General features: G+C 71.1%; 18 protein-coding genes. 16 read left to right on the forward strand and 2 right to left on the reverse strand.

Annotation, left to right across the window (positions count from 1 at the left end):
- Positions 1-19: 19 nt before the first annotated feature.
- A complete protein-coding gene (locus K1T34_RS31920) occupies positions 20-1,549 on the forward strand; it encodes a beta-xylosidase (protein WP_255637713.1) in 1,530 nt (509 codons plus the stop codon).
- On the opposite strand, the gene K1T34_RS31925 is transcribed toward K1T34_RS31920, so the two are convergent.
- Complete coding sequence (locus K1T34_RS31925) at positions 1,473-2,066, reverse strand: B-4DMT family transporter (RefSeq protein ID WP_220238457.1); 594 nt, start codon at positions 2,064-2,066, stop codon at positions 1,473-1,475. The two genes, K1T34_RS31920 and K1T34_RS31925, sit on opposite strands and share 77 nt — an antisense overlap.
- Positions 2,067-2,202: 136 nt before the next feature.
- Between K1T34_RS31925 and K1T34_RS31930 the strand changes: the two genes are divergently transcribed.
- Genes K1T34_RS31930 through nusB form a run of 3 tightly spaced genes read left to right on the forward strand, consistent with a single transcriptional unit; the run spans position 2,203 to position 4,366 of the window.
- On the forward strand, positions 2,203-3,300 hold the full coding sequence (locus tag K1T34_RS31930) for a Xaa-Pro peptidase family protein (RefSeq protein ID WP_220238458.1): 1,098 nt from the start codon (positions 2,203-2,205) through the stop codon (positions 3,298-3,300).
- Between the two features lie 44 nt (positions 3,301-3,344).
- Positions 3,345-3,908, forward strand: a complete 564-nt coding sequence (efp, locus tag K1T34_RS31935) for an elongation factor P (protein ID WP_220238459.1) — start codon at positions 3,345-3,347, stop codon at positions 3,906-3,908.
- Entirely contained in the window at positions 3,908-4,366 is a 459-nt protein-coding gene (gene nusB, locus K1T34_RS31940) for a transcription antitermination factor NusB (protein WP_220238460.1), read from the forward strand. The genes efp and nusB overlap by 1 nt, the downstream gene beginning before the upstream one ends.
- 381 nt (positions 4,367-4,747) lie before the next feature.
- Here the strand turns inward: nusB and K1T34_RS31945 are convergent, their stop codons facing one another.
- Positions 4,748-5,236, reverse strand: coding sequence for a transcriptional regulator (locus K1T34_RS31945; protein ID WP_003096372.1), 489 nt, complete (start codon positions 5,234-5,236; stop codon positions 4,748-4,750).
- 261 nt (positions 5,237-5,497) lie between these two features.
- On the opposite strand from K1T34_RS31945, the gene pyrR reads away from it, so the two are divergent.
- The 12 genes from pyrR (at position 5,498) to metK (ending at position 18,002) form a co-directional block, all read left to right on the forward strand.
- A complete protein-coding gene (gene pyrR / locus K1T34_RS31950; RefSeq protein ID WP_220238461.1) occupies positions 5,498-6,115 on the forward strand; it encodes a bifunctional pyr operon transcriptional regulator/uracil phosphoribosyltransferase PyrR in 618 nt (205 codons plus the stop codon).
- Entirely contained in the window at positions 6,112-7,044 is a 933-nt protein-coding gene (locus K1T34_RS31955) for an aspartate carbamoyltransferase catalytic subunit (RefSeq protein WP_220238462.1), read from the forward strand. The genes pyrR and K1T34_RS31955 overlap by 4 nt, the downstream gene beginning before the upstream one ends.
- A complete protein-coding gene (locus K1T34_RS31960) occupies positions 7,041-8,327 on the forward strand; it encodes a dihydroorotase (protein WP_220238463.1) in 1,287 nt (428 codons plus the stop codon). The genes K1T34_RS31955 and K1T34_RS31960 overlap by 4 nt, the downstream gene beginning before the upstream one ends.
- Complete coding sequence (locus K1T34_RS31965) at positions 8,327-8,842, forward strand: transporter (protein WP_220238464.1); 516 nt, start codon at positions 8,327-8,329, stop codon at positions 8,840-8,842. Before K1T34_RS31960 ends, K1T34_RS31965 begins: the two co-directional genes overlap by 1 nt.
- The gene (gene carA, locus K1T34_RS31970; protein ID WP_220238465.1) at positions 8,839-9,972 is read left to right on the forward strand and encodes a glutamine-hydrolyzing carbamoyl-phosphate synthase small subunit; all 1,134 of its coding nucleotides are present in this window, start codon (positions 8,839-8,841) and stop codon (positions 9,970-9,972) included. The genes K1T34_RS31965 and carA overlap by 4 nt, the downstream gene beginning before the upstream one ends.
- The gene (gene carB, locus K1T34_RS31975) at positions 9,972-13,286 is read left to right on the forward strand and encodes a carbamoyl-phosphate synthase large subunit (RefSeq protein WP_220238466.1); all 3,315 of its coding nucleotides are present in this window, start codon (positions 9,972-9,974) and stop codon (positions 13,284-13,286) included. The genes carA and carB overlap by 1 nt, the downstream gene beginning before the upstream one ends.
- On the forward strand, positions 13,283-14,128 hold the full coding sequence (gene pyrF, locus K1T34_RS31980) for an orotidine-5'-phosphate decarboxylase (protein ID WP_220238467.1): 846 nt from the start codon (positions 13,283-13,285) through the stop codon (positions 14,126-14,128). The genes carB and pyrF overlap by 4 nt, the downstream gene beginning before the upstream one ends.
- A gap of 107 nt (positions 14,129-14,235) precedes the next feature.
- Positions 14,236-14,553: an integration host factor, actinobacterial type gene (gene mihF / locus K1T34_RS31985; RefSeq protein WP_003096398.1), complete on the forward strand. Its 318-nt coding sequence runs from the start codon at positions 14,236-14,238 to the stop codon at positions 14,551-14,553.
- Positions 14,550-15,212, forward strand: a complete 663-nt coding sequence (gene gmk / locus K1T34_RS31990; protein WP_220238468.1) for a guanylate kinase — start codon at positions 14,550-14,552, stop codon at positions 15,210-15,212. Before mihF ends, gmk begins: the two co-directional genes overlap by 4 nt.
- Positions 15,213-15,235: 23 nt before the next feature.
- On the forward strand, positions 15,236-15,487 hold the full coding sequence (rpoZ, locus tag K1T34_RS31995) for a DNA-directed RNA polymerase subunit omega (RefSeq protein WP_220247522.1): 252 nt from the start codon (positions 15,236-15,238) through the stop codon (positions 15,485-15,487).
- Positions 15,480-16,718 carry a bifunctional phosphopantothenoylcysteine decarboxylase/phosphopantothenate--cysteine ligase CoaBC gene (gene coaBC / locus K1T34_RS32000; RefSeq protein WP_220238469.1) on the forward strand — a complete coding sequence of 413 codons (1,239 nt, stop codon included), beginning with the start codon at positions 15,480-15,482 and terminating at the stop codon, positions 16,716-16,718. Before rpoZ ends, coaBC begins: the two co-directional genes overlap by 8 nt.
- Positions 16,719-16,799: 81 nt before the next feature.
- On the forward strand, positions 16,800-18,002 hold the full coding sequence (gene metK / locus K1T34_RS32005) for a methionine adenosyltransferase (protein ID WP_220238470.1): 1,203 nt from the start codon (positions 16,800-16,802) through the stop codon (positions 18,000-18,002).
- The last annotated feature ends 25 nt before the right edge of the window (positions 18,003-18,027 follow it).

The following is an 18,027-nucleotide window of genomic DNA, read 5'->3' on the forward strand; positions in this document are numbered from 1 at the left end:
CTGGTTAGACTCGACCATCATGCACCCGTTTCGTGGCGGGGTTCGGCGACCCGCGCGAGCCCTGTTCGCCCTGGCGTTGTCGGGGGTCGTCGTGGCGGGCTGCAGCGACAGCTACGCGCAGACCCAGGCCGACGGACCCGACCACGGCGGCATCGCGGGCGGCAAGCCGGCTCCGGCGAAGCCCCCGCGCGTGGCGAACGTCCCCCTGGAGACCGCGAAAGCCCGCCAGAGCAACGGAGTGGTCGCCGCCGGAGCCGCCGACGCGGTCTACAACTACGGCCCCACGGCGATGGTCGAAAACGGCAAGACCCGCCTGTGGTGGTGCAGCCAGTACGGCAGCGCGGCCCCGCCCGGCGACGACATTCTCTACGCCGAGGCGCCCTCCGCCGACGGTCCCTTCACCGGACCCGGTGGCGGCGCGCCGATCGCGGTCCTGTCCGGTTCGCCCGGTGCGTTCGACGGCGTGCACACGTGCGACCCGTCCGTGCTGCGCGTCGGCGGCACCTACTACCTGTACTACACCGGCGCGGCGGGCGACCACGCGCTCGGCAACGCCGTCGGCCTCGCGACGAGCCCCGACGGCGTCCACTGGACCCGCGCGGCGGGCGGGCGCCCGATCCTCGGGCCTTCGCACGACGTGCACCGCGACAACGTCTACGGCGCCGGCCAGCCCTCGGTCGTGTTCCTCGACGGCTGGTACTACCTCATGTTCACCGACACCACCGGCCGCGCCGCCGGCTGGAACGGTGCCGGCCAGTTCGTGATCCGCTCCCACGACCCGGCGTTCGGCAGCGGCGTGGAAGCGTTGGGGGACAAGGGTTTCGGGCCCGTATCGAGCACCTCGGCACCACGTGAGCGCTCGGTGGTCGACGGGTTCAGCGCCGACCTCGAATGGGTCGGCGCGCTCGACGCGTTCGTGATCGCCCACGAGACCGCGGACGGCACCACGCTCACCTTCTGGGACAAGGACTTCACCCTCCAGCCCTACACGCCGCTGGTGATCCCCGGCGCGTGGAAGGAAGGACCCGGCCTCATTCGCCGCCCGGACGGCCACGCTCCGACGTCGGTCACCGACCCGTGCGACACCGTCTCGTTCGACGTCGTGCGCGCGACCGCGATCGGTTCCGCGGGTGCGCCGACGGGCCTGAAGCACTTCGGGCTCGACGTGCAGGGCGCCGGCGGCTGCTCGAGCCCCGACCGCGTGACCACGACGTTCGACGGCGTCGCGATGCCGTCACCGGACCGCCGGATGGACCTGTTCCGCCGCGGCGTGCGCATCCGCGTCGACCGCCGCTCCGTCGCGACCGCGCTGGCCGGGGAAGTGGTGGACCGGCCGCTCACGCCGGTCGCCGGGCTGCCCGTGAAGACGACGCTGAAGTCCGGCATGAACGTGGTGCACTCGTACGGCCACGGGTACGGCGTGGTGCTCGGCAACGAGCTCTACGGCCTGCCCGACACCACGATCGTGGACCTCAACGGGGCCGAGGTGACGGAGATCGACCCGCGACAGTGGGACGCCTACGCGCCCGGGCTCCCGCTGGGCGGCTGACGGGCGACGGCTTCGGCCGCGGCGCGCCGGCCGGCTCGGCCTCCGGCAGCTCCAGCTGACCCGACTGGCTGCCTGACCCGTCGTCCTCGTCGTCCTCGGGTTCCGGCTCCTCGTCCTCCGGCGCGGGCCGCCGCACGCGCGAGCCGACGAACAGCCCCAGCCCGGCCGGCACCAGCACCAGCAGCGCCGAGAACGCGGCACCCCCGGTGAGCGCCGCGCCCAGCTCCGACGTCCCGGTCTGGTCGACGAACACCGCACGCCCGATCACATACAGGATGCCGGAGACGACGCCGGCCACCAGCGACGCGATGAACCAGGCCCGGCCGCGGTCCGGTTTGCCGCGCCAGCCGTCGACCGCGCTCCACAGCGCCGCGACGCCCACCAGCACGGCGAGGGTGACGGACGTGATCACAGTCTGGTCGGTCGGGTGGAACACGGACCACTTGGCGAGCAGCGTCATGGCGGCGGCGTGGACGACGGCCATGACCAGCCCGCGAGTCAACCAGGCACCCAGCATGGACGGAGTGTAGGTGCCACCGGGTGAACGCCGTGTGGTCCACCCGGAGCAGCGGCTCCGGGTGCCCGGCCGCTTGCGGACGGTGACCGCCGCGAGCGTCCCCGAACCGGGCGATCCGCGTGGCTAAGCTGGCCGGGTGCCTGAAACCCACGCTCACCGTCGCGGCGCGCTGCGGTCCCTGATCACCGATTCCGGGGTCGACGCGCTGCTGGTCACCGACCTGCTCAACATCCGCTACCTCACCGGGTTCACCGGGTCGAACGCCGCGCTGCTCGTGCACGCCGGCGGCGAGGCGCAGACCGTGTTCTGCACCGACGGCCGCTACACGACCCAGTCGGCGTCCGAGGTGCCCGATCTCGAACGCGTGATGGGCCGCGCCAGCGACCGTGTGCTCGCCGACTTCGCGGCCCGCGCCCACGCGACCTACGGGCGTACCGGGTTCGAGAGCCAGCACGTGAGCGTGGAAGACCACGAGGCGCTCAAGGTGCGCTTCGACAAGGTGGCGCTGGTCCGGACGCCCGGGCTGATCGAGCAGCTGCGCGCCGTGAAGGACGAGGTCGAGGTCGCGGCCCTGCGCTCGGCCTGCGCGGCGGCCGACCGCGCGCTCGCCGACCTGCTGGCGTCCGGCGGCCTGCGCGCCGGGCGCACCGAGCTGGAAGTGGCACGCGACCTGGAGAACCGCATGCTGGAGCACGGTTCGTCGGAGCCGTCGTTCGCCACGATCGTGGCCGCCGGGCCCAACTCGGCGATCCCGCACCACCAGCCCACCGGCGCACAGCTGCGCGAAGGTGACTTCGTGAAGCTCGACTTCGGCGCGACCGTCGACGGCTACCACTCCGACATGACCCGCACGTTCGTGCTCGGCAAGGCCGCCGACTGGCAGCGCGAGCTCTACGACCTGGTCCACCGCGCCCAGGCGGCCGGTACCGCGGCCGTGTTCCCGGGCGCCGACGTGTCCGAAGTGGACGCCGCGGCCCGCTCCGTGATCGCCGCCGCGGGCCGCGCGGACGAGTTCGCGCACGGCCTCGGCCACGGCGTCGGGCTCGAGGTGCACGAGGCGCCCAGCCTCGCTACCACGGGCGTCGGTACACTGTCCGCCGGTATGGCGGTCACCGTCGAGCCCGGCGTCTACCTCGCGGGGCGCGGTGGCGTGCGCATCGAGGACACGCTCGTCGTGCGGGACTCCGGGCCCGAACTCCTCACCCTGAGCACCAAGGACCTCGTGGCCGTCTGAGACGGGCCGCGGACGAAGAGATCGACACAGGAGACCGAAAGCTCGTGGCCACCACCAACGACCTGAAGAACGGGCTCGTCCTCAACCTCGAGGGCCAGCTCTGGACCGTCACCGCGTTCCAGCACGTCAAGCCGGGCAAGGGCGGTGCGTTCGTGCGCACCACGCTCAAGCACGTGCTGACGGGGAAGGTCGTCGACAAGACCTTCAACGCCGGCACGAAGGTCGAAACGGCCACCGTGGACCGCCGGAACATGACCTACCTGTACAAGGACGGTCAGGACTTCGTGTTCATGGACGGCGACACCTACGACCAGATCACGGTTCCGGCCGAGGTCGTGTCGGACAACGCCAACTACATGCTCGAGAACACCGAGGTCCAGGTCGCGGTGCACGAGAACGAGGCGCTCTACATCGAGCTCCCGACCTCGGTCGAGATCGTCATCCAGCACACCGACCCGGGCCTGCAGGGCGACCGCTCCACCGGCGGCACCAAGCCGGCGACGCTCGAGACCGGCGCGGAGATCCAGGTCCCGCTGTTCGTCTCGACCGGCGAGAAGATCAAGGTCGACACGCGTGACGGCCGGTACCTCGGCCGCGTCTCCAGCTGATGGCGGACAAACAGAAGCCGCACCCGAACCGCGGCGGCGCGATCAGCAGGCGGCAGGCCCGCCGGCGTGCCGTCGAGATGCTGTACGAAGCTTCGCAACGCGGCACCGACCCGGTCACGCTGCTGGCCGACCGGGTCGGGTCCACCGACGTCGACCCGGTCGCCGACTACACGATCACCGTCGTGGAGGGCGTCACGACCCACCGCGAGCAGGTCGACGAGCTGCTGGCCGAGCACTCGCAGGGCTGGACACTGGACCGCATGCCGCCGGTCGACCTGGCGGTGCTGCGCGTGGGCGTCTACGAGATGCTCTGGTCCTCCGACGTGCCCGACCCCGTCGCGATCGACGAGGCCGTGGGCCTGGCGAAGGAGCTCTCGACCGACGACTCGCCGCGCTTCGTCAACGGCGTGCTCGGGCGCATCGGGACGATCGCCGACCGCCTGCGGGCCGTGCTCTGACCCGCTGACTTCGTAGTCGAAAACAGCCGAAGGCCGCGAGCTCCGTACTGGAGCCGCGGCCTTCGGCGTTGTGCTGGTGTCCCCAGGAAGCCTCACGAGTGGGGTCCGGAAGAGGTCTTCGTCACACCGAGCGTGTCAGAGCCGGCTCCGGGCCGTGCTCGAGCCCGCCCGGGCGTCGCTCGGTGAACCGGGTTCACCGTCACAGCAACCCGGAAGCGCTAGCCCGAACGGGTCACGCGCCGGAACGGCAGACGCGGGTGCGAGGGGACGGCCGGGGTGGTGTTGATCACCGTCCGCAGCCGGTCCGGCGGTGTCCGAAGCTCGGTGGGTGTTTCCGGTGCCCCGCCGAAAACACCCACCGCGTCGGGCAACCGCCGCCCATCAGTCTTCTTTGGACGGACGGGCCTCGGGCGGCAGGACGCCCCAGTCGATGAGCTGTTCGGTGAGCTCACCGGGGGTCATGTCGTAGATGATCGCAAGCGAGCGCAGGTCCTCGGTGCGGATGGAGAGTACCTTGCCGTTGTAGTCGCCGCGCTGGCTCTGGATCGTGGCCGCGTACCGCGCGAGCGGGCCGACCTTCTCCGCAGGCAACTGCTGGAGCCGCTCGAGGTTGATCACGATCTTCGTGGCGGGCTCGGCACCCGAGGGCACACGGCCCTCCGGCAGCAGTTCGACCACCGGTACACCGTAGAAGTCGGCCAGTTCGGCGAGCTTTTGGACGGTGACGGCGCGGTCGCCACGCTCGTACGAGCCGACGACGACGGCCTTCCAGCGGCCGCCCGACTTCTGCTCGACGCCGTGCAGGGACAGGCCCTGTTGCTGACGGATCCCGCGGAGCTTGGCCCCGAGCGCCTTGGCGTAATCGCCCATCTGGTGGTTCTCCGTTTCCTCACCCCCACGCCGGTCGTGGTGACCGGTCAGGGGACTCCTCGAGTCGAATACTCAGAGTAATGGTTACGCATAGTTGTCACCAGGTCAAGCAGAAGGTCTCCGTACCTGGTCGCGGACGTGGGCACACCACCCGGAAGGATGATTGACCTCGCCTGCTACTGTCGGTGCGATTTCCCGGCACGAGCTGGGAGTCGACGTCCTTTAAGGACCCGTCCAGAGAGGCGGGGAAGGAGGTCCGCCTTGTCGTCACGTCCGCGTGGCGCGGCGGAACCGGTCGGGGAGCGCGAGCTTCTTTCGGCCGGCGATGTCGCGCGCACCATCGCCCGGATGGCCCATCAGGTCATCGAGAAGACCGCACTCGGTGCGAGTACTTCGGGCGATGCCTCATCCGCACCACTCGCCCCACCCGTGTTGCTGGGGATCCCCACCCGCGGTACTCCGCTGGCGACCCGGCTCGCCGGGAAGATCGGCGAGTTCTCCGGCGTCGTCCCCCCGACGGGGGCCCTCGACGTCACCCTGTACCGCGACGACCTGCGTCGCCGTCCACCGCGCGCGCTCGAGCAGACGCAGCTGCCGCCCGGCGGCATCGACGACCGGGTGGTGATCCTGGTCGACGACGTGCTGTTCTCCGGCCGCACCATCCGCGCCGCCCTCGACGCCCTGCGCGACCACGGCCGCCCGCGCGCCGTGCAGCTGGCCGTGCTCGTCGACCGCGGCCACCGCGAGCTGCCGATCCGCGCCGACTACGTCGGCAAGAACGTGCCCACCGCGCGGGCCGAGGGCGTGTCCGTGCTGCTGTCCGAAACGGATGGGCGCGACGCGGTCCTGCTCCGCGCACCGGAAGGAGAGTCCCGGTGAAGCACCTGCTCGCCACCGACGGTCTGGACGCCGACACCGCCACGGCCGTCCTCGACACCGCAGACGAGCTGAAGCACACGCTGCTCGGCCGGGAGGTCCGCAAGCTGCCGACGCTGCGCGGCCGCACGGTGATCACCCTGTTCTACGAGAACTCGACCCGCACGCGCGTGTCGTTCGAGATCGCCGGGAAGTGGATGAGCGCCGACGTGATCAACGTCTCGGCGTCGAGCTCCTCGGTGAACAAGGGCGAGTCGCTGCGGGACACCGCGCTCACGCTCGCCGCCGCGGGCGCCGACTGCGTGATCGTCCGGCACCCCGCCTCGGGCGCCGCGCACCGGCTGTCGGGCTGGCTCGCCGAGGCCGGCACCGCTGTGGTCAACGCGGGCGACGGCACCCACGAGCACCCCACGCAGGCGCTGCTCGACGCCGCGACCCTGCGCGAACGGCTCGGCTCGCTGAAGGACCGCCGGGTGGCGATCGTCGGCGACGTGCTGCACAGCCGCGTCGCCCGGTCGAACATCCACCTGCTGAGCACCCTCGGCGCGGAGGTGGTGCTCGTCGCGCCGCCGACGCTGCTGCCGGTCGGGGTGGAGACACTGCCGGTCACGGTCTCCCACGACCTCGACGCCGAACTGCCGGCCGTCGACGCCGTGATGATGCTGCGAGTGCAGGCCGAACGTATGCACGGGGGCTTCTTCCCGTCTTCGCGCGAGTACTCGATCTCCTACGGCCTGTCCGAGCGGCGCCAGCGGCTGCTGCCGGACCACGCCGTGGTGCTGCACCCCGGCCCGATGCTGCGCGGGATGGAGATCGCCTCGGCGGTCGCCGACTCCCCGGCCTCGGCCATCACCGAACAGGTCCGCAACGGCGTCCACGTGCGCATGGCGGTCCTCTACCACCTCTTGGCCAGTGAAGGAGCCGCAGCGTGAGCTTGGTGATCAAGGGCGCCCGCCCCTACGGGGAGGGCGAACCGGTCGACGTCCTGATCGAGGACGGCGTGATCACGGCCATCGGTGCCGTCGAGGTCCCCGAAGACGCCGAGGTGGTCGAAGCCGAGGGCCAGGTGCTGCTGCCCGGGTTCGTCGACCTGCACACCCACCTGCGCGAGCCCGGCCGGGAGGACATCGAGACCATCGAGACCGGCTCGGCCGCCGCGGCACTGGGCGGCTACACGGCCGTGTTCGCCATGGCCAACACCGACCCGGTGGCCGACAACGCGCTCGTGACCGACCACGTGTGGCGCCGCGGGCAGGAGGCCGGCCTGGTCGACGTGCACCCGGTCGGCGCCGTCACGGTGGGGCTCAAGGGCGAGAAGCTCGCCGAGCTCGGCACGATGGCCAAGGGCACCGCCGCCGTGCGCGTGTTCTCCGACGACGGCGTCTGCGTGGCCGACCCGCTGCTGATGCGCCGCGCGCTGGAGTACTCGACCGCACTCGACGTCGTGATCGCGCAGCACGCCGAGGAGCCGCGGCTTACGGTCGGCGCGCAGGCCAACGAGGGCGAGAACTCCGCCCGCCTGGGCTACCCGGGCTGGCCGGCTTCGGCCGAGGAGTCGATCGTCGCGCGCGACTGCCTGCTCGCGTTGCACGCCAAGGCGCGCCTGCACGTCTGCCACGTGTCCACCTCGGGCACGGTCGACGTCCTGCGCTGGGCAAAGGACCGCGGGACCAAGGTGTCGGCCGAGGTCACGCCGCACCACCTGCTGCTCACCGACGAGCGCCTGGCCACCTACGACCCGGTGAACAAGGTGAACCCGCCGCTGCGCACGGGCGGCGACGTCGAGAAGCTGCGCACCGCGCTGGCCGAGGGCGTGATCGACTGCGTCGCCACCGACCACGCGCCCCACGCCGTGCAAGACAAGGACACCGAGTGGAGCGCCGCGCGCCCGGGAATGCTGGGCCTGCAGACCGCGCTCTCGGTCGTCGTCCGCGCGATGGTGGAGCCGGGCCTGCTCGACTGGCGCGGCGTCGCCCGCGTGATGAGCGAGCGGCCCGCCGCGATCGGCAACCTGCCCGACCACGGCCGCCCGCTCGAGGTCGGCGAGCCCGCCAACCTGACCCTCGTGGACTCCGGTGCGGAGTGGACGGTGCGCGGGGCTGAGCTCGCGAGCATCTCCGCGAACACCCCGTACGAGGGAATGCGGCTGCCCGCCGTGGTGACGGCCACCGTGCTGCGCGGGCGGATCACCGCGCGCGAAGGGAAGATCTGCTGATGGACCGGTTCCTCCTCGTTCTGGGGATCGTCGCCTTCTTCCTCCTGTGCCTGTGGGGCATGTGGGTGGGCTGGCGGCGCAAGTCGCGCTCGCAGAGCGCGCAGGTGCCGCCGTTCCCGGGAATTCCCGGGGATCCCGGTGAGATCCTGCTGGAGTCGACCGGGCTCTACGTCAGCACCACCACCGCCGGCCACTGGCAGGACCGCGTCGTGACGCGGGGCGCGGGATTGCGCACCGGCGCGGTCTGGCGCCTGTACCCGGGCGGCATCGCGGTGGAACGCGGCGGCGCGCCCGACTTCTGGATCCCGCGCGAGGCGGTCACCGGGATCCGCCGCGACTCGAAGATCGCCGGGAAGGTGATGGGCACCGACGCGCTGCTCGTCATCACCTGGCGCCTGGGAGACGCCGACCTCGACACCGGCTTCCGCGGTGACGAGCTCGACGACTATCCACAGTGGATCGAACAGCTTTCCCCCGACAACTCGGATCACGACATCAAGGGAGGTGCCCAGTGAGCACCGCGAACGGCACTCGCGTCCCCGCCGCCCTGGTTCTGGAGGACGGCCGGGTCTTCCGCGGCGCGGCCTACGGCGCGCGCGGGCGGACGCTCGGCGAGGCGGTGTTCTGCACCGGCATGACCGGCTACCAGGAGACGCTGACCGACCCGTCCTACCACCGGCAGATCGTGGTGCAGACCGCGCCGCAGATCGGCAACACCGGCTGGAACGACGAGGACGACGAGTCGGCCCGCATCTGGGTCTCGGGCTACGTGGTGCGCGACCCGGCCCGCACGCCGTCCAACTGGCGCAGCAAGCGCGGCCTCGACGAGGAGCTGGTCCGCCAGGGCATCGTCGGTATCTCCGAGGTCGACACGCGCACGCTCACCCGCCACCTGCGCGAGCAGGGCGCGATGCGCGCGGGCGTGTTCTCCGGCGACGCGCTGGGCAGCGAAGAGCAGATGGTGGCCGAGGTCCTGGCGAGCCCGCAGATGAAGGGCGCCGACCTCGCGGGCGAGGTCTCCACGGACAAGCCCTACGTCGTCGAGGCGCAAGGCGAACGGCGCTTCCGCGTCGCCGCGCTCGACCTGGGCATCAAGTCCAACACCCCGCGCCTGATGACGCAGCGCGGCATCGAGGTCCACGTGCTGCCGTCCGCGACCACAGTCGAGGAGCTGCTCGCGGTCGAGGCTGACGGCGTCTTCCTCTCCAACGGCCCCGGCGACCCCGCGACCACCACGCACGCCACCGCGCTGACGAAAGCCGTGCTGGAGCACGAGATCCCGCTGTTCGGCATCTGCTTCGGCAACCAGATCCTCGGCCGCGCGCTGGGGCTGGGCACGTACAAGATGCGCTACGGCCACCGCGGCATCAACATCCCGGTGATCGACGTGGCCACCGGCCGCGTCGCGATCACGGCGCAGAACCACGGCTTCGCGCTCGAAGGCGAACCGGGCCAGCGGTTCGAGTCGCCCTACGGCGCCGCGCAGATCAGCCACTACTGCCCGAACGACGACACCGTCGAGGGTGTGCGCGCCTTCGACGTGCCGGCGTTCTCGGTGCAGTACCACCCCGAAGCCGCGGCCGGTCCGCACGACGCGGCGCCCCTGTTCGACGAATTCGTGACCCTGATGGAGAAGAAGGCCTGATGCCGAAGAGGACGGACATCCAGCACGTGCTGGTGATCGGCTCCGGGCCGATCGTGATCGGGCAGGCCGCCGAGTTCGACTACTCGGGCACGCAGGCCTGCCGGGTGCTGCGGGCCGAGGGCCTGCGCGTGAGCCTGGTGAACTCGAACCCGGCCACCATCATGACCGACCCCGAGTTCGCCGACGCCACCTACATCGAGCCGGTGACGCCGGACTTCGTGGAGAAGGTCATCGCGCAGGAGCGGCCCGACGCCATCCTCGCGACGCTGGGCGGGCAGACGGCGCTCAACTGCGCGGTCGCGCTGCACGAGCGCGGCGTGCTCGAGAAGTACGGCGTGGAGCTGATCGGCGCCGACATCGACGCCATCCAGCGCGGCGAGGACCGGCAGAAGTTCAAGGACATCGTGCGCACGATCGGCGCCGAGGTCCCGCGCAGCCGCGTCTGCAACACCATGGAGGACGTGCGCGCCACCGTCGCCGAGCTCGGCCTGCCGGTCGTGATCCGGCCGTCGTTCACCATGGGCGGCCTGGGTTCCGGCCTGGCCTACACGCCCGAGGAGCTGGAGCGCCTGGCGTCCACCGGCCTGAGCGAGTCGCCGGTCACCGAGGTGCTCATCGAGGAGAGCGTGCTCGGCTGGAAGGAGTACGAGCTCGAGCTGATGCGCGACAAGAGCGACAACGTCGTGGTCGTCTGCTCGATCGAGAACGTCGACGCGATGGGCGTCCACACGGGCGACTCCGTCACCGTCGCGCCCACGATGACGCTCACCGACCGCGAGTACCAGGTGATGCGCGACGTCGGCATCGCCGTGCTGCGCGAGGTCGGCGTGGACACCGGCGGCTGCAACATCCAGTTCGCGATCAACCCGGACGACGGGCGCATGGTCGTGATCGAGATGAACCCGCGTGTGTCCCGTTCGTCGGCGCTCGCGTCGAAGGCCACCGGCTTCCCGATCGCCAAGATCGCCGCGAAGCTCGCCATCGGCTACACGCTCGACGAGATCCAGAACGACATCACCGGCGAGACCCCGGCGGCCTTCGAGCCGACGCTCGACTACGTCGTGGTGAAGATCCCGCGCTTCGCCTTCGAGAAGTTCCCGGGCGCCGACCCGACGCTCACGACCACCATGAAGAGCGTCGGCGAGGCGATGTCCTTCGGCCGCAGCTTCCCCGAGGCGCTCGGCAAGGCCATGCGGTCGATCGAGACCAAGGCCACCGGCTTCTGGACGCTGCCGGATCCCGAGGGCGTGACCATGGAGTCCACTTTGGACTCGCTGCGCGTGCCGCACGAGGGCCGGCTGTACGAGGTGGAGCGGGCGCTGCGCCTGGGCGCCACCGTCGAGCAGGTGCACGAGGCCAGCGGCATCGACCCGTGGTTCGTGGACCAGATCGCGCTGATCGGCGAGGTCGGCTCCGAGGTGCGCGATGCGCCGGTGCTCGACGGCGAGCTGCTGCGCCGCGCCAAGCGCACGGGCCTGTCCGACCGCCAGGTCGCCGCGCTGCGCCCGGAGCTGGCGGGGGAGGACGGCGTGCGCACGCTGCGCCACCGTCTCGGTGTGCGGCCGGTGTTCAAGACCGTGGACACGTGCGCGGCCGAGTTCAAGGCGGACACGCCCTACCACTACTCGGCCTACGAGACCGACCCGGCGGCGCAGTCGGAGGTCGTGGCGCAGGGTGACAAGCCGAAGGTGCTCATCCTCGGCTCCGGTCCGAACCGGATCGGGCAGGGCATCGAGTTCGACTACTCCTGCGTGCACGCCGCGATCGCGCTGCGCGAGGCCGGGTTCGAGGCCGTCATGGTCAACTGCAACCCCGAGACCGTCTCCACCGATTACGACACCTCCGACCGCCTGTACTTCGAGCCGCTGTCCTTCGAAGACGTGCTCGAGGTCGTGCACGCGGAGCAGCAGTCGGGCACCGTCGCGGGCGTGATCGTGCAGCTCGGCGGCCAGACCCCGCTGGGGCTCGCGAAGCGCCTGGCCGACGCCGGTGTGCCGGTGGTCGGCACGCCGCCGGAGGCCATCAACCTGGCCGAGGACCGCGGCGCGTTCGGCGAGGTGCTCGGCGATGCCGGGCTGCCGGCGCCGAAGTACGGCACGGCGACGTCGTTCGAGGGCGCCAAGCGGATCGCCGACGAGATCGGCTACCCGGTGCTCGTGCGCCCGTCCTACGTGCTCGGCGGGCGCGGCATGGAGATCGTCTACGACGAGGAGACCCTCGCCGGCTACATCCGCCGCGCCACCGAGGTCACGCCCGAGCACCCGGTGCTCGTGGACCGCTTCCTCGACGACGCGATCGAGATCGACGTCGACGCGCTGTTCGACGGCGAGGAGCTTTACCTCGGCGGCGTGATGGAGCACATCGAGGAGGCCGGCATCCACTCCGGTGACTCCTCGTGCGCGCTGCCGCCGATCACGCTCGGTGCCACCGACCTCGAAGAGGTGCGCCGCTCCACGGAGGCGATCGCCCGCGGCGTGGGTGTGCGCGGCCTGCTGAACGTGCAGTACGCGCTCAAGGACGACGTGCTGTACGTGCTGGAGGCCAACCCGCGCGCCTCGCGCACGGTGCCGTTCGTCTCGAAGGCCACCGCGGTGCCGCTCGCGAAGGCGGCGGCGCTGGTGATGACCGGCTCGACGATCAAGGACCTGCGCGCTTCGGGTGTGCTGCCTGCTGAGGGCGACGGCGGCCGGATGCCGGCCGACTCGCCGGTGGCGGTCAAGGAGGCCGTGCTGCCGTTCCACCGGTTCCGCACGCCGGAGGGCCACGGCGTGGATTCCTTGCTGGGCCCGGAGATGAAGTCCACGGGCGAGGTGATGGGTGTGGACGTGTCCTTCGGGAAGGCGTTCGCGAAGTCCCAGAGCGGCGCGTACGGCTCGCTGCCGACGTCCGGGCGCGTGTTCGTCTCGGTGGCCAACCGCGACAAGCGCTCGATGGTCTTCCCGGTGAAGCGGCTGGCGGACCTCGGGTTCGAGATCCTGGCGACGTCCGGCACCGCCGAAGTGTTGCGGCGCAACGGAGTCGACTGCACGGTGGTGCGCAAGCACTACGAAGGTTCCACCGAAGCCGAGCCGAACATCGTCGACGTGATCCTCGCGGGTGGCGTCGAGATGGTCATCAACACGCCGTACGGGAACAGCGGCCCGCGCATCGACGGCTACGAGATCCGCACCGCGGCGGTGTCGCGCGACATCCCCTGCATCACCACCGTGCAGGGCGCGGCGGCGGCCGTGCACGGCATCGAAGCGCTCATCCGGGGTGACATCGGGGTGCGCAGCCTCCAGAGTCTCCAGGCGGCGCTGAAGGCCACGAAGTGAGCGGGCAGCGGTTCGGGGCCCGGCTGGCGAAGGCGGTCGCGGAACGCGGGCCGCTGTGCGCCGGCATCGACCCGCATCCGGGCCTGATCGAGTCCTGGGGCCTGCCCCTGGACGTCAGTGGTCTGGAACGGTTCGCGCTGGGCGCCACGGAGGTCCTGGCGGCCGCCACGGCGATCGTGAAGCCGCAGTCGGCGTTCTTCGAGGCGTTCGGCCCGCCCGGCGTGGCGGTGCTCGAACGCGTCGTGGACGCGGCCCACGACGCCGGTGCCCTCGTGCTGCTCGACGTCAAGCGCGGCGACATCGGCTCCACGATGGCGGCCTACACGGCCGCCTACGTGGCCGAGGGGGCAGCGTTCAAGGCCGACGCGGCCACCGTTTCGCCCTACCTCGGGTTCGGCGCGCTGGATCCAGCCGTGGCGGCCGCCACGGCGGCGGGCAACGGCCTGTTCGTGCTCGCGCGCACGTCGAACCCGGAGGCCCACGCGCTGCAGAGCGCGCGGCTGGCGGACGGCCGCACGGTGGCCCAGAGCATCGTCGACGCGGCCGCGGACCACAACGCCGGTGCCGAGCCCCTCGGCGACGTCGGCGTGGTCGTGGGCGCCACGATCAGCCCCGGTGAGCTGGACCTTTCCCGGCTCGCCGGGCCCGTGCTCGCGCCCGGGTTCGGCGCCCAGGGGGCAACTGTGGCGGACTTAAGGGCAGTCTTCGGGCCCGATCTGCCGGGGGTGCTGCCGGCGTCTTCGCGCGACCTGCTGCGCCACGGTCCGGACCCCGAGGCCATGCGCCGCGAGGTCGTCCGGGTCACGGCGCTGCTGGGCCACACAGCCGAAAAAGACCAATAGCAGGCCCCGGAATCGGCCTCCACCAGCCACCCCCGCATTGTGGCGCCTGCTCAAGGGTGGGTACCGTCGCGTCACCCACCCAGATTTGAGAACTACCGGAGGAAAACGTGGCACTTCCCCAGCTGACAGAGGAACAGCGTGCTGCGGCGCTGGAGAAGGCCGCCGCCGCCCGCCGCATCCGTGCTGAGCTGAAGGAGCGGCTGAAGCGGGGCGGTACCACTCTGGTCGACGTGCTGAAGCAGGCCGAGGAGAACGAAGTCCTCGGCAAGATGAAGGTTTCGGCCCTGCTCGAGGCTCTCCCCGGCGTCGGCAAGGTTCGTGCCCAGCAGACCATGGAACGACTGGAGATCGCGCCCAGCCGCAGGCTCCGCGGACTCGGCGACCGGCAGCGCAAGGCGCTGCTGGCCGAGTTCAGCGGAGAGTGAGCGGCGTCGGTCAGGACTACCCGGTGATCCGGGGCACCGACCGCGACGGTGAGCCGGTGGCGGGGGATACCTCCCGACACCGGCTCACCGTCGTCTCGGGGCCTTCCGGGGTCGGGAAGTCGAGCGTGGTGGGGGAGCTGCGCAAGCTCGAACCGGACATCTACTTCAGCGTCTCGGTCACGACGCGGAAGCCGAGGCCCGGAGAAGTCGACGGAAGCCACTACCACTTCGTGGAGCGGGCCGAGTTCGACCGGATGGTCGCAGACGGGCAGCTGCTGGAGTGGGCGGAGTTCGCGGGCAACCGCTACGGCACGCCGCGCGAGCCCGTGGAGCGGGCCCTGGCGGCCGGCCGGCCCGCCGTGCTGGAGATCGAGCTGCAGGGCGCGCGGCAGGTCCGGGCGGCCATGCCGGAGGCCCGGCTCGTGATGCTGATGCCGCCGTCGTGGGACGAGCTGGTCGGCAGGCTCACCGGGCGCGGCACCGAATCCGAGGCGGCGGTCGCCGCCCGGCTCGCCGAGGCGGAACGCGAACTGGCGGCCGCGGGCGAGTTCGACGTCCGGCTCGTGAACGCCGACGTGAGGACCGCCGCGGCGCGGTTGCTAGACTTGATTACCGGTGGCGATTCCTCTGCCGCCGATATCCTGGACGATACGGAGTAGCACGAGTGGCTGTTCAACAGGCGATGCTGGAAGAGCTCGAGGGCATCACCAACCCGCCGATCGACGACCTGCTCGAAAAGGTCTCCTCGAAGTACGCGCTGGTGATCTACTCGGCCAAGCGCGCGCGTCAGATCAACGACTACTACGCCCAGCTGGGCGAGGGTCTGCTGGAGTACGTCGGCCCCCTCGTGGAGCCGGGCCCCCGCGAGAAGCCGCTGTCGATCGCGCTGCGCGAGATCCACGGTGGCCTGCTCGAGCACACCGAGGGTGAGTGACACCAAGCCCAGGATCGTCCTGGGCGTAGGCGGCGGCATCGCCGCCTACAAGGCCTGTGAGGTCCTGCGAGGCCTCACCGAGTCCGGGCACGACGTTCGCGTGGTGCCCACCGAGGCCGCGCTGAACTTCATCGGCGCGGCCACCTTCGAGGCCCTCTCGGGACACCCGGTGCACACCGGGGTGTTCACAGAGGTGCCCGAGGTGCAGCACGTGCGCGTCGGCAAGGAAGCCGACCTCGTGCTGATCGTCCCGGCGACCGCCAACCTGCTGGCCAAGGCCGCGCACGGCATCGCCGACGACCTCCTCACCACGACCCTGCTCACCGCCCGGTGCCCGGTCGCCTTCTTCCCGGCGATGCACACGGAGATGTGGGAGCACCAGGCCACGCAGGACAACGTGGCGCTGCTGCGGTCGCGCGGCATGGTCGTGACCGAGCCCGCAGCCGGACGCCTCACGGGCGTCGACACCGGCAAGGGCCGGCTGGCCGACCCTGCCGAGATCGTGGACCTGGCCCGCCTGCTGCTCGACGAGCCCCGCGCGTTGCCGCGCGACCTCGAGGGCCTGCGCGTGGTCGTCTCCGCGGGCGGCACGCGCGAGCCGCTGGACCCGGTCCGCTACCTGGGCAACCGTTCGTCGGGCAAGCAGGGTTTCGCGCTCGCTCGCGTCGCCGCCCAGCGCGGTGCCGACGTGACGTTGATCGCCGCCCACACCGTCGAGTTGCCCCAGCCCGCCGGTGCGCACCTGGAGCGCGTGTCGAGCGCGGAGGAGCTGCGCAAGGCCGTGCACGCGGCCGCCGCCGACGCCGACGTGGTCGTGATGGCCGCCGCCGTCGCCGACTTCCGGCCGGCCATGCGGGCCGAATACAAGATCAAGAAGTCCGACGACTCGCCCGACCCCGTGATCACCCTCGACCGCAACGCCGACATCCTCGCCGAGCTGGTCCAGGGCCGTCGCGAGGGCCAGACGGTGGTCGGGTTCGCCGCCGAGACGGGCGACGAGCACGGCAGCGTGCTCGACCACGCGCGCACGAAGCTGCGGCGCAAGGGCGCCGACCTGCTGGTGGTCAACGCGGTGGGCGACGGCAAGGCGTTCGGCACGGAGGACAACTCCGGCTGGCTGCTGGCCGCCGACGGCACCGAGCAGGCGATCCCGCTCGGCGCGAAGGCGCGGCTCGCGGCCACAGTGTGGGACGCTGTAACAAGCTTGCGCGAACGTCGACTCCAGCACTAGGCCTTCTGGGTAATGTAGGGCTGTCTAAGGGGTACCTAAGTTCACGGGTACCGAGCCGAAATCGAGGGAAGTGACGAGGTCGTGACTGCGTCCACCAAAAGGCTGTTCACGTCGGAATCGGTGACCGAGGGCCATCCCGACAAGATCTGTGACGCCATCAGCGACTCGATCCTCGACGGCCTGCTCACCAAGGACCCGCGCAGCCGGGTCGCCGTGGAGACGCTCATCACCACGGGCCAGGTGCACGTGGCCGGCGAGGTGACCACCGAGGCCTACGCCGACATCCCGACCATCGTGCGGGACGTGATCCTGCGGATCGGCTACGACTCGTCGGCCAAGGGCTTCGACGGCAACTCGTGCGGCGTGAACGTGGCGATCGGCTCCCAGTCGCCGGACATCGCGCAGGGCGTCGACACCGCGTACGAGTCGCGGGTGGAAAGCGACGAGGACGAGATCAACCGTCAGGGCGCGGGCGACCAGGGCCTGATGTTCGGCTACGCCTGCTCGGACACCCCCGAGCTGATGCCGCTGCCGATCGCGCTGGCCCACCGGCTGTCGCGCCGGCTGACCGCGGTTCGCAAGGACGGCGTGCTGCCGTACCTGCGCCCGGACGGCAAGACCCAGGTCACCATCGAGTACGCGGGTGAGCAGCCCGTGCGCCTCGACACGGTGGTCGTGTCCACGCAGCACGCCGACGGAATCGACCTGGAGCAGATGCTCGGCGTCGACGTCAAGCAGCACGTGGTCGAGCCGGAGCTGGCCGAGCTGGGTCTCGACACGGCCGGCACCCGCCTGCTGGTCAACCCGACCGGCCGCTTCGTGATCGGCGGCCCGATGGGCGACGCCGGCCTGACCGGCCGCAAGATCATCGTCGACACCTACGGCGGCATGGCCCGCCACGGCGGTGGTGCCTTCTCGGGCAAGGACCCGTCCAAGGTCGACCGCTCCGCGGCGTACGCGATGCGCTGGGTGGCGAAGAACGTGGTCGCCGCCGGGCTGGCCGGGCGCGTCGAGGTGCAGGTGGCCTACGCGATCGGCAAGGCCGCTCCGGTGGGCCTGTTCGTGGAGACGTTCGGCACCGAGACGGTGGACCCGACGAAGATCCAGGACGCGATCAGCGAGGTCTTCGACCTCCGTCCGGCCGCGATCATCCGCGACCTCGACCTGCTGCGCCCGATCTACGCGCCGACCGCCGCGTACGGCCACTTCGGCCGCACGGATCTCGACCTGCCGTGGGAGAGCACCGCGCGGGCCGACGCGCTGCGTTCGCTCGCGGGCGCCTGAGTTTCTCGGTAGCTCTGACTGCCGG

It is taken from the genome of Amycolatopsis sp. DSM 110486 (genome assembly GCF_019468465.1).
In the GTDB taxonomy this organism is placed as follows: domain Bacteria; phylum Actinomycetota; class Actinomycetes; order Mycobacteriales; family Pseudonocardiaceae; genus Amycolatopsis.